The sequence below is a fragment of the Kocuria varians genome (assembly GCF_006539885.1).
Lineage (GTDB): Bacteria > Actinomycetota > Actinomycetes > Actinomycetales > Micrococcaceae > Kocuria > Kocuria varians.
In genome coordinates, this window is sequence record NZ_BJNW01000004.1 from 120,710 (window position 1) to 133,786 (window position 13,077).

Here is a 13,077-nt window from a genome sequence, read left to right on the forward strand (position 1 = left end):
CTCAGGTCTCGGGCCCGGGCGTCTCCCGGGCACCCGAACGCCCGAACACCCAATGGAGGGTGCAGTGAATGAAGTAACCGAGGTGGCCCTGTCCACCGTGTTCATGTCGGAGGCGTTCGGCACGGCCGTGCTGGTGCTCCTGGGCTGCGGGGTGGTGGCCAACGTGGTGCTGCCCCGCACCAAGGGCAACGGCGCGGACTGGCTGCTGATCAGCTTCGGCTGGGGCCTGGCCGTCTTCTCGGGCGTCTACGTGGCCCACGCGTCGGGGGCACACCTGAACCCGGCCGTGACCATCGGCATGCTCGCCCAGGGCAAGGCCGAGTACGCGGATGGTGTCGCCATCAGTCCCTCGAGCACCGTGGTGTACCTCGTGGCCCAGTTCCTGGGAGGATTCGTGGGCGCCCTCGTGTGCTGGCTCGCGTACAAGAAGCACTTCGACGCCGCCGGCCAGGACGGCCTCTCGACCCTCAGCGTCTTCTCCACCGGGCCCGAGATCCGCAGCTACGGCTGGAACTTCGTGACCGAGGTCATCGCCACGTTCGTGCTCGTGTACGTGATCCTCGTCTTCGGCGAGACTCCCAGCCAGCTCGGCCCGCTCGCGGTGGCCATGCTCGTCGTCGCCATCGGAGCCAGCCTGGGCGGCCCCACCGGCTACGCGATCAACCCCGCCCGTGACCTCAGCCCGCGCATCGCGCACGCGCTGCTGCCCATCCCCAACAAGCAGTCCAGCGACTGGTCCTACAGCTGGGTCCCGGTCCTCGGCCCGCTCGTGGGCGGTGCGCTCGCGGGCGTGGCCGCCCTCGTGGTCGGCTGAACCACATCCATCCCGGCAGCAGCACACTTTTGACGAAGGAGTCAGACATGGCAGAACCCCAGCACGTGATGGCGATCGACCAGGGCACCACGAGTACCCGCGCCATCGTCTTCGACCACAAGGGCACCATCGTGGGCGTGGGACAGTACGAGCACGAGCAGATCTTCCCCCGCGCGGGGTGGGTCGAGCACGATGCCCAGGAGATCTGGCGCAACACGCGCCGCTGCGTCGCGGACGCCCTGGCGGAGACCGAGCTCACCAAGGACGATCTCGCCGCCGTGGGCATCACCAACCAGCGCGAGACCACCGTCGTGTGGGACAAGAACACGGGCGAGCCCGTCTACAACGCCATCGTGTGGCAGGACACCCGCACGCAGGACATCGTGGACGAGTTCGCGAAGGACGGCGGGGACGAGAAGTTCCGCAACCTCACCGGCCTGCCGCTCGCGAGCTACTTCGCCGGGCCCAAGGTCAAGTGGATCCTCGACAACGTGGAGGGTGCCCGTGAGCGCGCGGAGGCCGGCGACCTGCTCTTCGGCACCACCGACAGCTGGCTCGTGTGGAACATGACCGGCGGCAGCGAGGACGGCGTGCACGTCACGGACGTGACCAATGCCTCGCGCACCCTGCTCATGAACATCGACACCCTCGACTGGAACGAGGAGCTGTGCGAGACCATGGGCATCCCCACCTCCATGCTCCCGGAGATCCGGTGCAGCAGCGAGGTCTACGGCAAGGGCCGTGCCCGCGGGTTCCTCAAGGGTGTGCCGATCGCCGGCATCCTGGGCGACCAGCAGGCGGCCATGTTCGGCCAGACCTGCTTCGAGCCCGGCATGGGCAAGAACACCTACGGCACCGGCAGCTTCCTGCTCATGAACGTGGGGGAGACCCCGGTGCGCTCCGAGCACGGTCTGATCACCACGGTCTGCTTCCAGATCGAGGGCCAGAAGCCGGTCTACGCGCTCGAGGGCTCCATCGCCGTCACGGGCTCGCTGGTGCAGTGGGTGCGCGACAACCTGGGGCTGATCCAGGACGCCAAGGAGATCGAGCCCCTGGCGCGCGCGGTCGAGGACAACGGCGGTGCGTACTTCGTGCCGGCCTTCTCCGGTCTGTTCGCACCCCACTGGCGCCCGGACGCGCGCGGTGCGCTCGTGGGCCTCACGCGCTACGTGCGCAAGGAGCACATCGCCCGCGCGGTGCTGGAGGCCACGGCGTTCCAGTCCCGCGAGGTCGTGGGGGCCATGAACAAGGACTCCCAGCAGGACCTCACGGAGCTGCGCGTGGACGGCGGCATGACGGCTAACGAGCTGCTCATGCAGTTCCAGGCGGACCAGCTGGACGTTCCCGTCATCCGTCCGGAGGTCACCGAGACGACCGCCCTGGGTGCCGCCTACGCGGCCGGGCTCGCCGTCGGCTTCTGGGCGGACCTGGACGAGATCACCGCGAACTGGGCCGAGGACAAGCGCTGGGAGCCGGCGGGTGACCGCGAGTACGAGGACAAGCTGTTCCGCAACTGGTCCAAGGCTGTGACCAAGTCCCTGGACTGGGTGGACCAGGACGTCGACTGACTCCGCTATAGTGGACCGTTGGCTGGCACGTGTGCTGCCGTCTGCCCGCGCCCGGTGAACCCTCACCGGCACGGGCGGCCACGCGCACGCTAGGTCCGTCGGATTGCGGCTGATCCGCACCTCTCCCGTGGGAACCGATTTCCGCGCCGGAGGCCAGTACCACCCAGAACGGAACGCGGGCCCCGCCCGTACGCCGTCGAACCGCATGAAAGGCATTACGTGTCCAACAGCTCCAACAGTGTTCGTGCGCGCCGTCAGGTGCGCAAGTCTCGTGCCCTCGGCATCGCCCTGACGCCCAAGGCCGAGAAGTACTTCGAGCGCCGCCCGTACGCTCCCGGTGAGCACGGCCGTGCCCGCCGCAAGCAGGACTCGGACTACAAGGTCCGTCTGACCGAGAAGCAGCGGCTGCGCGCGCAGTACAACATCCGCGAGAAGCAGATGCACCGCGCCTACGTCGAGGCCAAGCGCGTCGAGGGCCAGACCGGTGAGAACCTCATCGCTCTGCTCGAGACCCGTCTGGACGCCCTGGTCCTGCGTGCGGGCTTCGTCCGCACCATGGCCGCCGCGCGTCAGGCCGTCGTCCACCGCCACATCATGGTGGACGGCCAGCGCGTGGACCGTCCCTCGTTCCGCGTGCGCCCGGGCCAGATGGTCCACGTGCACCCGCGCTCCGAGAAGATGGTGCCGTTCCAGATCGCCGCGACCGGCGCGAACCAGGATGTCCTGCCGGACACCCCGCCGTACCTGGACGTGACGATCGACCGTCTGCAGGCCACGCTCACGCGCAAGCCCAAGCGCTCCGAGGTCCCCGTGACCTGCGAGGAGCAGCTCGTGGTCGAGTACTACGCCCGGATGGCCTGACCGTCCGTGTACCCCGCCGCCTCCCACGGAGGTGGCACTGGAACAGCCCGCGGCCCCGGTCGCGGGCTGTTCCGCATCCTGGCCCGGCTGCGCCGTTCGCCCCGGGTTGTTGGGTAGAGTTGCCAGTCGGTCGGCGTTGCACGCCGCACCGAGAACATTGACCTCGCTCGTACGGAAGAAGTGATCCCCCATGGACGGTGGCGACATCGCCGGACTGATCGCCGCGTTCGTCTTCGCGGTGCTGGTGGGCCTGCTGGCGCTGCCCATCGTGAAGCTCGGCAGGGTCTTCGACGAGCTGCGGCTGACCATCCGCTCCGTCAACGACGGCACCACGCCGTTGATCGACGAGGTCACCCGCACCGTGTCCACCACGAACACGCAGCTGGAGAAGGTGGACGGGATCACGTCCAACGTCTCGGACGCCTCCGCGAACGTCTCCGCGCTGTCCTCGCTCGTGGCCTCCACCGTGGGACAGCCCCTCATCAAGGTGGCCGCGTTCTCGCACGGTCTTCGCCGCGCCTTCACGCCCGCCACGGGCCCGACGCCGGGTGGTCAGGGCACTGCCCCGTCCGCCGGCTCCGCCGCCGGCGCGGGCCCTGCGACCGGCCCGACGTCCGCCGCGAGCACCGCGTACGGTTCCCAGCAGGCGGGGACTCCCGGAGCTGCGCGTTCCGCCGGAGCAGATCCGCGGCCGAGCACCGCCCGCGGAACCGGTGGCACCGAGGACCCCTGGACGGACTCCGACCGCCCCACGGAACCCAGGGGCTGACGCATGGGAGTCTGGTCCAAACTCGCCCTGCTCGCCGCCGGTGCCCTCGCCGGCGGGGTGGCCACCCGTGTCGCGTCCGACCCCGCCGCCCGTGAGGCCGTGGGGCGTCGGCTCACCCACCCGGAGGTGGCACCCGCACCGGGGGAGGGCGCCGTCGTGAACCGCGGCCCCCGCGGCGTCGAGCGCCGGGAGGCGTCCGGACCCCTCGACGTCGTGCGCGCCGGGGTCCGCCGCCTGCAGCTGTTCACGGCCCGCGTGCGCGCGGGCATGGACGAGCGGGAATCCGAGCTGCGCGAACAGTTCGGCGTGCGCGCCCCCGTGGACCACACCGCGAACCATCCCGGCGAGCAGACGGCGGCCCCCGCGGCGTCGCCGTGGCCCGCCGTCGCACACCACGAGCCCGTGACGGACGCGACGTCCGCGCGGGAGCGCATCATCGACCATGACCCTTCGGAAGGAAACGAGCGGTAAATGCTCTCTCATGAGATCACCCAGCGCTGGCTGAGCTACTTCGAGGCGAAGGGCCACCACGTGGTCCCCTCGGCGTCCCTGGTGTCGCAGCAGCCCGGGGCCATGTTCACCATCGCCGGCATGGTGCCCTTCATCCCGTACTTCCTGGGTCAGGAGACGCCGCCCTACTCGCGCGCCACGTCCGTGCAGAAGTGCATCCGCACCCTGGACATCGACGAGGTGGGCAAGACGGCCCGGCACGGCACGTTCTTCCAGATGGCGGGCAACTTCTCCTTCGGCGACTACTTCAAGTCGCAGGCGATCCCCATGGCGTGGGAGCTGCTGACCTCGTCCCCCGAGGATGGCGGCTTCGGCCTGGACCCCGAACGGCTGTGGGTCACGGTCTACGAGGGGGACCAGGAGTCCTACGACCTGTGGCACGACACCGTGGGCCTGCCCGCCGAGCGGATCCAGCGCATGGGCCGCGACGAGAACTACTGGGACACCGGCCAGCCCGGTCCCGCGGGCCCCGACTCCGAGATCTTCTACGACCGCGGTCCCCGCTACGGCAGGGACGGCGGCCCGGCGGTGGACGATGACCGCTACATCGAGATCTGGAACCTCGTGTTCATGCAGTACCAGCGCGGCGAGGGCAACGGCAAGGACTACGAGATCCTGGGCGAGCTGCCCAAGAAGAACATCGACACCGGCCTGGGCGTGGAGCGCCTGGCCATGCTGCTGCAGGGCGTGGAGAACTTCTACGAGACGGACCAGGTGCGTCCCGTGCTCGACGCCGCCGCGAAGCTCTCGGGCCGCGAGTACCGCGGCTCCGAGAGGCCGGGAGAGCCGGGCTACGAGGACGACGTCCGGATGCGCGTGGTCGCGGACCACGTCCGTTCCTCGCTGATGCTCATTGCGGACGGGGTGACCCCGGGCAACGAGGGCCGCGGCTACATCCTGCGCCGGCTGCTGCGCCGTGCGGTGCGCGCCATGCGCCTGCTGGGCGTCACCGAGCCCTGCCTGCCCGTGCTGCTGCCGGAGTCCCGCGACGCCATGGAGGGCGTCTACCCCGTGGTCTCCGAGGACTTCGAGCGGATCTCCCGGATCGCCTACGCGGAGGAGCGGGCGTTCCTAAAGACCATCGAGTCCGGCACCACTCGCCTGGAGAGCGCCGTGGCCGTGGCCAAGGGCGAGCACCGCTCCCTGAGCGGCGCGGACGCGTTCGCGCTGCACGACACGTTCGGCTTCCCGATCGACCTCACGCTCGAGATGGCCGGCGAGGCCGGGGTGAGCGTGGACGAGAAGGCCTTCCGCGAGCTCATGGCCGAGCAGCGCCACCGCGCCCAGGAGGACGCCCGCGCCAAGAAGGGTGCGCTGGCGGACCTCTCGGAGCTGCGCCGCATGCTCGACGAGCACGGCAGCGAGTTCACCGGCTACACCGAGCTCGTCACGCCCACCACCGTGCGGGCCATCCTCTCCGACGGCGTCTCCGTGCCCGCCGCGAGCCAGGGCGAGAACGTGGAGGTCGTGCTCGAGCGCACCCCGTTCTACGCCGAAGCCGGTGGCCAGGCCGCCGACGTGGGCGTGATCGAGAACAACGACGGTCTCACCCTCACGGTGGAGGACGTCCAGCAGCCCGTGAAGGGCCTCTCCGTGCACCGCGTGAAGGTCACCGCGGGCCAGGTGGTCGTGGGTGACGAGGTCACCGCGCGCGTGGACTCGCGGCGTCGTCACGACGGCGAGGCCGCCCACTCCGGCACCCACGTGGTGCACGCGGCCCTGCACGACGTCCTGGGCCCGGACGCGGTCCAGCGCGGCTCCTTCAACAAGGAGGGCTACCTGCGCTTCGACTTCTCGCACGGGGAGGCCGTCACGCCGCAGCAGCTGCAGGAGATCGAGCAGATCGCCAACACCGCCATCCGAGACGACTTCGAGGTCGTCACCCGGGAGATGCCCCTGGCCGAGGCCAAGAAGATGGGCGCGATGTCCCTGTTCGGCGAGAAGTACGGCGAGCAGGTGCGCGTGGTCGAGATGAACGGCCCGTGGTCCCGCGAGCTGTGCGGCGGCACCCACGTGGGCTCCACGTCCCAGCTCGGCTCGCTCTCGCTGGTGTCGGAGCAGTCCGTGGGCTCGGGCAACCGGCGCGTGGAGGCGCTCGTGGGACTGAACTCGTTCAACCACCTGGCCGCCGAGCGCACGCTCGTGAACCAGCTGACGGGGATGCTGAAGGTGCAGTCCAGCGCCGAGCTGCCCGAGCGGCTGTCCGCCACGCTCGAGAAGCTCAAGGAGACCGAGCGCCAGCTCGCGGCCCTGCGTCAGCAGCAGCTCCAGGCGCAGGCCGGGCAGCTCGCGCAGCAGGCCGAGCGCGTGGGCGCGGTGACCGCCGTGCTGCACGACGCCGGTGAGATCGACTCGGCGGACGCCCTGCGCACCCTCGCCCTGGACCTGCGCTCGCGCCTCGGCTCGGAGGCGGCCGTCGTCGCGGTGACGGGCGTGGCCAACGCGCGCCCGCTCGTCGTCGTCGCCGTCAACGACGCCGCCCGCGAGGCCGGTCTCGCGGCCGGCCAGCTCGTGCGCACGGCCGCCACGACCCTCGGCGGCGGTGGCGGCGGCAAGCCGGACGTCGCCCAGGGTGGCGGCTCGGACCGATCGAAGATCGGTGCGGCCCTCGAGGCGATCCGGGAGCAGATCCTGAGCACGGCGGTCTGATGCCGGAGGGGTTCGAGCGCGGCGTGCGCATGGGCGTGGACGTGGGCCAGGTCAGGGTGGGCATCGCCCTGACCGACCCCGACTGCGTCCTCGCCACGCCGCACCAGACCCTGCAGCGTGACACCAACCCCCGCAAGGCTTTCGATGTGAAGATCATCACCCGCCTGTGCGAGGAGCGGGACGTGGTCACCGTCTACGTAGGCCTGCCCCTGAGCCTCGGCGGCGCGGAGAACCGCTCCACCGCGATGGCGCGCGATTACGCCGCGGCGCTCGTTCGTCGGTTAGGCTCACGGGGGTGCACCACGGCGGTGCGCCTGGTGGACGAGCGCCTGTCCACGGTGGCCGGTCACCGGGCGCTGCTGGACTCCGGGGTCTCGCGGCGCCACCACATGGACAGGGTTGACCAGGCGGCGGCCGTGACGTTCCTGCAGACGGCCGTCGAGCAGGGGCTGCGCACCGGGACGGAACCAGGAGATCCCGTCCAGGGCCGACCCTGAGCGCTATCGTGGTCGTCCGGGCTTGATCCGTCCGGAACGGCCCACCACCACACCACCAGAACGGCGGACGGAGACAATTCGTGAGCGATGAGCCGCGAGGCAACGGCACCGGGGGCGGCGCGTCCGACCACTGGCGCCACCGTGAGGACCGGAGCTCTGCCACGTCCCACGACGGGGACGCCGCCTCCACCCTGGCGGGTTCGTTCGTCCACCACGACGTGACCCCGGAGCAGCGCAAGCGCCGCAAGCTCCGCTCGCGCGCCTCCCTGGCCACGGCCGTCGCACTGTTCGTCGCGGCCCTGCTCGTGGTCGTCGCCGTGCTGGGCTCCGCGTTCGGTCTCTTCGAGCGCAAGGACTACCACGGTTCGGGTGACAAGGACGTGAGCTTCTCCGTGGAGGACGGCAGCACCACCGGTCAGATCGCCGAGGAGCTGCAGTCCCAGGAGATCGTGGCCAACGCCTCCTACTTCGTCAAGACGTTCCAGAAGCGCTACCCGGAGGACTTCATCCAGCCGGGCACCTACCAGCTGAAGACGCACATGCCGGCGGACGACGTGGTCAGCGCGCTCATGGAGCGCGACGAGGCCAACCACTACGCGGCGATCGCTAAGACCCAGCGCATGGACGACACCTTCACCACGCTGAGCCAGTCCACGGGGATCGCGAAAACCGACTTCGAGAAGCTCTCCAAGGACAAGGAGAAGTTCGGCATCCCGGACAAGTTCCCCAACCTCGAGGGCTGGCTGCACCCCGGTGAGTACCGCTTCCCGCTGGACGCGACCGCCGAGCAGATCCTGCAGGAGATGGTGGACCGCACCAAGGACACGCTGAAGAAGAACGACGTCCCCGAGGACAAGTGGTTCGAGGTGCTGACCATCGGCTCGATCGTGGAGTTCGAGGGCACGCCCAAGATCTACCCGTCCGTGGCCGGTGCGATCGAGAACCGCATCAACAACCCGGACGGCGAGACGAGCGGGTTCATCCAGTCGGACGCCTCCGTGACCTACGGCCTGGGCAAGAAGACCGTGCACCTCACGGACGAGGAGAAGAAGGACAAGTCCAACCCGTACAACACGTACGCGAACCCCGGTCTGCCGGTGGGCCCGATCGGCTCCCCGAGCGACGAGGCCATCGCGGCCGCTGCGAAGCCCGAGAAGAACGACTACTACTACTGGGTCACGGTCAACCTGGACACGGGTGAGACCAAGTTCGCGAAGACGTACGAGGAGCACCAGAAGTACGTGGAGCAGTACCAGAAGTGGTGCTCGGACAACGACGGCAAGTGCTCCTGAGATGACCGGGACGTTCCACGCGGCCGTCCTCGGACACCCCGTGGACCACTCGCTCTCCCCGGCGCTGCACGCCGCCGCCTACGAGACGCTCGGACTGGACGCGGACTACGTGCGCCGTGACGTCCCGGAGCAGCAGTGGGACGGATTCTGGGCCTCGGCCCGGGAGTCGGCCCGCTGGCGGGGCTTCTCCGTGACGATGCCGCTCAAGCCGTTCGCGGCGCGGGACGCGGACCGCGTGACACCGCTGGCCCGGGCGCTGGGTGTGGCCAACACGCTCACGTTCGCGGCGGACGGCACGGTCACCGCGGACAACACGGACGTCATGGGCATCATGGCCGCACTGGCCGCGGCGGGGGAGATCCCTCCCTCGCCGAAGGCCGTCGTCCTGGGCGGAGGCGCCACGGCGAGTGCCGCGGTCGCCGCCCTGCACGGTCTCGGCGCGGAGGGCGTGGACGTGCTCGTGCGCACCGCGGAACGTGCCGAGAGTCTCCACGCCGTGGCCGGCGTCGTTGGCACCACGGTGCGGGTGCTGCCGTGGGAGTCCGCCGCGCGGGCGCTGCACGGCGCGGACGTCGTGGTGGCCACGCTGCCCCCGCGGGGCGCGGACGAGCTGGCCGAAGCGTGGCGGCGTGAGGAGCCCGGCGTGAGCGGTGTGCTGCTGGACGCCGCCTACAACCCGTGGCCCTCTGCCCTTGCGTCCGCGTGGCAGGACGCGGGCGGCGAGACCGCCCCGGGTGTCGATATGCTGACGTTCCAGGCGGTGGACCAGGTCCGCTGGTTCACGGCAGGACGTCCGGACGTCGCACTGCCGCACGAGGACGCCGTCACGGCGGCCATGTGCCGCGCGGTGGGACGGCCCGAGCGGACGGTGCCCGAGCGGGTGCGCGAGGCGCAGCTCGCCCGACTGCCCCGGTGAGCGGGTCCGAGGAGCCGGGCCACGCGACGGTGACGCTGCGTGGCGGGTGCCGCGCGAGCGACGTCGGACGGGCCGGGGTGCTCCACCCGGGCGCGTCGGGTGACCGCGAGGGATCCCCGCCCCGCACGGACGACGCCGCGCGGCCCGCACCGCGCGACCGTCACCCAGGGCACGGCGGCACGAGTTCGGCACCACGAATACCGCACCACGAGCAGGACGCCGGGACCACACGGGTCCCCGGTGAGAGAACTGGCGAGAACTGGAGTTGTTGGATGTTGCGTTGGCTCACGGCCGGAGAATCCCACGGTGAAGCACTCGTGGGGATCATCGAGGGTGTCCCCGCCGGGGTGGAACTGACCACGACGATGATCCAGGACGCCCTCGCGCGGCGTCGGCTCGGCTACGGCCGCGGCGCGCGCATGAAGTTCGAGCAGGACCGCGTGCGGATCCTGGGCGGTGTGCGCCACGGCCTCACGCAGGGCGGACCGGTGGCCATCGAGATCGCCAACACCGAGTGGCCGAAGTGGCAGGACGTGATGAGCTCGGACCCCGTGGACCCGGAGGTCCTGGAAGGTCGCGCCCGCAATGCGCCCCTGACCCGCCCCCGTCCCGGGCACGCGGACCTCACGGGCATGCAGAAGTACGGCTTCGACGAGGCTCGCCCGGTGCTGGAGCGCGCGTCCGCGCGTGAGACCGCCACCCGCGTGGCGCTCGGCGTGGTCGCCTCGCAGATCCTCGCGGCGCTGGGCGTCCGCCTGGTCGCGCACACCACGGCCATTGCCGACGTCGCGGTCCCGGACGACGCGCCACTGCCCGGCCCGGACGACGTCGCCGCCCTGGACGCCGACCCGTTGCGCTGCTTCGACGCCGCGACCTCGCGGGCCATGGTGGCCGCCGTCGACGACGCCCACAAGGCGGGGGAGACCCTGGGCGGCGTCGTCGAGGTGCTCGCCGAGGGCCTGGCCCCCGGACTCGGCTCCTACGTCCACTGGGACCGGCGCCTCGACGCGCGGCTGGCCGCCGCGCTCATGGGCATCCAGGCGATCAAGGGTGTGGAGGTCGGGGACGGCTTCCGCACCGCCGCCCACCCCGGCTCGCAGGCGCACGACGAGACCCTGCCCTCGGACGGTGCCGTGCACCGCGTGACCAACCGGGCCGGCGGCATCGAGGGCGGCATGTCCATCGGTGACCTGCTGCGCGTGCGCGCCGCGATGAAGCCCATTGCCACCGTGCCGCGCTCCCTGCACACCGTGGACACCGCCACCGGTGAACCCGCCCGTGCGCACCACCAGCGCTCGGACGTGTGCGCCGTGCCGGCCGCCGGCGTCGTCGCCGAGGCCATGGTGGCCCTCGTGCTCGCCCAGGCCGCGCTCGAGAAGTTCGGCGGCGACTCGATCGCGGAGGTCGTCCGCAACAAGGACGCCTACCTCGCGGCCATCCCGGCGCAGCTGCGCACGTCCCCCGAGCTCGCGGACCCCGCCGCGCTGGCGGCCCTGGACGAGGTGCGCGGGGACCTCTCGTGACGGGGGCTTCCCTGCCCGTGGTGCTGATCGGACCGATGGCCGCGGGCAAGTCCCACGTGGCGCGCCACATGGCAGATCACTACGGGCTGCGGCACGTGGACACGGACCGGCTCATCGAGTCCCGCCACGGCCCCATCCCGAAGCTCTTCCGCGCCAGGGGTGAGGAGGAGTTCCGCAGGATCGAGGCGGAGACGGTCGCGGAGATCCTCGACGACCCCGAGAACCGGGAGTGCGTGATCTCCCTGGGCGGGGGAGCACCCATGTCCCCGCTCGTGCAGCCGCTGCTGGAAGGGCGCACGGTGGCCTACCTCGAGGTGGACCTGGACACCGTGCGGCCCCGGATCCGGGGCAACACCACGCGGCCCATGCTGCAGCCGGACCCCGAGGCGCGCTGGAGCCAGATCCTCGACGAGCGCCGGGAGACCTTCGAGCGGCTCGCGACCATCCACCTGGACGGCCGCGCACCGCGCAGCGTGGCGCAGATCGCCCACGACCTCTACACCGCACTGGGCGCGCCCGAGGCCTCGGCACTCGCGGCGCGCGGGAAGGACCGCACCGCATGAACGAGACCGTGATCCCCGTCCGGGGACAGACCCCGGAGAACCGCTACGACGTGCTGGTGGGCCACGGACTGCTCGGCCGCGTCCCCGAGCTGCTGGGCGAGCGCGTGGCCAAGGTCCTGATCATCCACCCGCGGGCGCTGCGCGCGACCGGCGACGTGGTCCAGGAGGACCTGCGCAAGGCCGGCATCCAGAGCTTCGTCGCCGAGATCCCGGACGCCGAGGAGGGCAAGCGCGTGGAGGTCGCGGCCTTCTGCTGGCAGATCATGGGACAGTCGGACTTCACGCGCACGGACGCGGTGGTCTCCGTGGGCGGCGGGGCCGTCTCGGACCTCGCGGGATTCGTCGCGGCCACGTGGCTGCGCGGGGTGCGCGTGGTGCACCTTCCCACCACGCTGCTGGGCATGGTCGACGCCGCCGTGGGCGGGAAGACCGGCATCAACACCGCGGAGGGCAAGAACCTCGTGGGCTCGTTCCACCCGCCGGCCGCCGTGGTGTGCGACCTCGACTCGCTGTCCACCCTGCCCGAGAACGAGCTGCTGACCGGGATGGCCGAGGTGGTCAAGTGCGGGTTCATCGCGGACCCCGCCATCCTGGAGCTGATCCAGCACAACCCCGAGGCCGTGCGGGACAGCCAGTCGGACGTGGTGCGCGAGCTCGTGGAGCGCAGCGTGCGGGTCAAGGCGGAGGTCGTCTCCTCGGACCTCAAGGAGTCCGGGCGGCGCGAGTACCTGAACTACGGCCACACCCTGGGGCACGCGATCGAGCACAACGAGCGCTACCAGTGGCGCCACGGCGCGGCGGTCTCGGTGGGAATGGTCTTCGCCGCCGAACTGGGGCTCGCGGCAGGCTCGCTCTCCGACGACGTCGTCGCCCTGCACCGCGAGATCCTCACCTCCCTGGGGCTGCCGGTGAGCTACCGCGCGGACCAGTGGCCGCGGCTGCTCGAGGTGATGAAGCGCGACAAGAAGGCGCGCGGCAACCTGCTGCGCTTCGTGGTCCTGGACCGCATCGCGGCCCCGCGCATCATGGAGGTCCCGGACCCCGCCATCCTCTTCGCGTGCTACCAGGAGATCGCGGACTGAGACCCCTCGGCGGAGCCCGGCCCGTTGCGCGCC

General features: G+C 70.9%; 12 protein-coding genes. All 12 read left to right on the forward strand.

Translation table 11 applies throughout. The features are described 5' to 3' along the window. The first annotated feature begins 64 nt into the window (after positions 1 to 64). The 12 genes from KVA01_RS03530 to aroB all read left to right on the forward strand — a co-directional run bounded on the left by KVA01_RS03530 (position 65) and on the right by aroB (position 13,044). Positions 65 to 814: an MIP/aquaporin family protein gene (locus KVA01_RS03530; RefSeq protein ID WP_141268934.1), complete on the forward strand. Its 750-nt coding sequence runs from the start codon at positions 65 to 67 to the stop codon at positions 812 to 814. Between the two features lie 47 nt (positions 815 to 861). Beyond that, the gene (glpK, locus tag KVA01_RS03535; RefSeq protein WP_068467516.1) at positions 862 to 2,382 is read left to right on the forward strand and encodes a glycerol kinase GlpK; all 1,521 of its coding nucleotides are present in this window, start codon (positions 862 to 864) and stop codon (positions 2,380 to 2,382) included. Positions 2,383 to 2,601: 219 nt separating this feature from the next. Continuing rightward, complete coding sequence (gene rpsD, locus KVA01_RS03540) at positions 2,602 to 3,243, forward strand: 30S ribosomal protein S4 (RefSeq protein ID WP_068467519.1); 642 nt, start codon at positions 2,602 to 2,604, stop codon at positions 3,241 to 3,243. Positions 3,244 to 3,433: 190 nt separating this feature from the next. Then, positions 3,434 to 4,012 (forward strand): DUF948 domain-containing protein, encoded by a 579-nt coding sequence (locus KVA01_RS13200; protein WP_082810206.1) that lies wholly within the window; start codon positions 3,434 to 3,436, stop codon positions 4,010 to 4,012. 3 nt (positions 4,013 to 4,015) lie between these two features. Further along, a complete protein-coding gene (locus KVA01_RS03550) occupies positions 4,016 to 4,483 on the forward strand; it encodes a hypothetical protein (protein WP_068467522.1) in 468 nt (155 codons plus the stop codon). Continuing rightward, on the forward strand, positions 4,484 to 7,171 hold the full coding sequence (gene alaS / locus KVA01_RS03555) for an alanine--tRNA ligase (protein WP_141268936.1): 2,688 nt from the start codon (positions 4,484 to 4,486) through the stop codon (positions 7,169 to 7,171). Then, entirely contained in the window at positions 7,171 to 7,668 is a 498-nt protein-coding gene (ruvX, locus tag KVA01_RS03560) for a Holliday junction resolvase RuvX (protein WP_141268938.1), read from the forward strand. Before alaS ends, ruvX begins: the two co-directional genes overlap by 1 nt. A gap of 80 nt (positions 7,669 to 7,748) precedes the next feature. Then, a complete protein-coding gene (gene mltG, locus KVA01_RS03565) occupies positions 7,749 to 8,960 on the forward strand; it encodes an endolytic transglycosylase MltG (protein WP_141268940.1) in 1,212 nt (403 codons plus the stop codon). Between the two features lies 1 nt (position 8,961). Further along, the gene (locus tag KVA01_RS03570) at positions 8,962 to 9,876 is read left to right on the forward strand and encodes a shikimate dehydrogenase family protein (RefSeq protein ID WP_141268942.1); all 915 of its coding nucleotides are present in this window, start codon (positions 8,962 to 8,964) and stop codon (positions 9,874 to 9,876) included. 272 nt (positions 9,877 to 10,148) lie between these two features. Further along, positions 10,149 to 11,399: a chorismate synthase gene (gene aroC / locus KVA01_RS03575; protein WP_141268944.1), complete on the forward strand. Its 1,251-nt coding sequence runs from the start codon at positions 10,149 to 10,151 to the stop codon at positions 11,397 to 11,399. After that, complete coding sequence (locus KVA01_RS03580; RefSeq protein ID WP_068467534.1) at positions 11,396 to 11,962, forward strand: shikimate kinase; 567 nt, start codon at positions 11,396 to 11,398, stop codon at positions 11,960 to 11,962. Before aroC ends, KVA01_RS03580 begins: the two co-directional genes overlap by 4 nt. Next, a complete protein-coding gene (gene aroB, locus KVA01_RS03585; protein ID WP_141268946.1) occupies positions 11,959 to 13,044 on the forward strand; it encodes a 3-dehydroquinate synthase in 1,086 nt (361 codons plus the stop codon). Before KVA01_RS03580 ends, aroB begins: the two co-directional genes overlap by 4 nt. Positions 13,045 to 13,077 lie beyond the last annotated feature (33 nt).